The organism is Vibrio sp. 970 (genome assembly GCF_033339075.1).
On record NZ_JAWOTW010000374.1, the window covers coordinates 1 to 667 of the forward strand.

Below are 667 nucleotides of genomic sequence, written 5' to 3' on the forward strand. Positions count from 1 at the left end.
CAAGCAGCGTATCCGTCTGATTACGGACGAGAAGATCATAGGCAATGTTGTAAGTGATGGGATGCAGCAAACGGTTAGTATAGATATCCATTGAGTCCTGATAGTCTTCTGCCAGTGCAGAGGCAAAAAACACCATCATCTCAGGGTGCTGCTGTAGTGCTTCGGTGAGTTTTTGAATGCAAATGACATCGACTTGCATGTGCTCATCAGCCACCACATTCCACTGGCAAGGGGTTTGAGTAAAGTACTCCATTTCGCCATAAATGTGGTAATCGCAGTTCGCCTCCCCTAGTTGGAAACGTCGCCCATTGGCGGCCAAAATGCTCATAGAAACACGTCCAACAGGCACGATATACAGGTACTGAAGTTGCTCGCCTTGGCGCAAAATGGCTTCGCCTGCATCAAAATAACGAGTGTTTACTTGGCACTGATAGATGAGATCACGAAACGCGGCACTTTTCTGTTCTAGATAGTTTTTGAAGCGACCAGTCGGATAAGGGCTGATTTTCATGCGTTTTTCTCTGCGCTAGGAAGGATGCGAATCCGGACAAATGAGCAACTCAAAGACTAAGCCAGTTTGCTTGTTCATCCAGACAATTACTATTGATAACAATCTCAGATGGATTGTACCCCTTCCATTAAGACGATGAAACCAAGTAAAAAAAGC

General features: G+C 45.4%; 1 protein-coding gene. It reads right to left on the reverse strand.

Annotated features, from left to right (window positions below; genetic code table 11):
• On the reverse strand, positions 1–511 hold a 511-nt coding region (locus tag R7Q11_RS26770; protein WP_225467066.1), incomplete at its 3' end, for a Crp/Fnr family transcriptional regulator.
• Between the last annotated feature and the right edge of the window lie 156 nt (positions 512–667).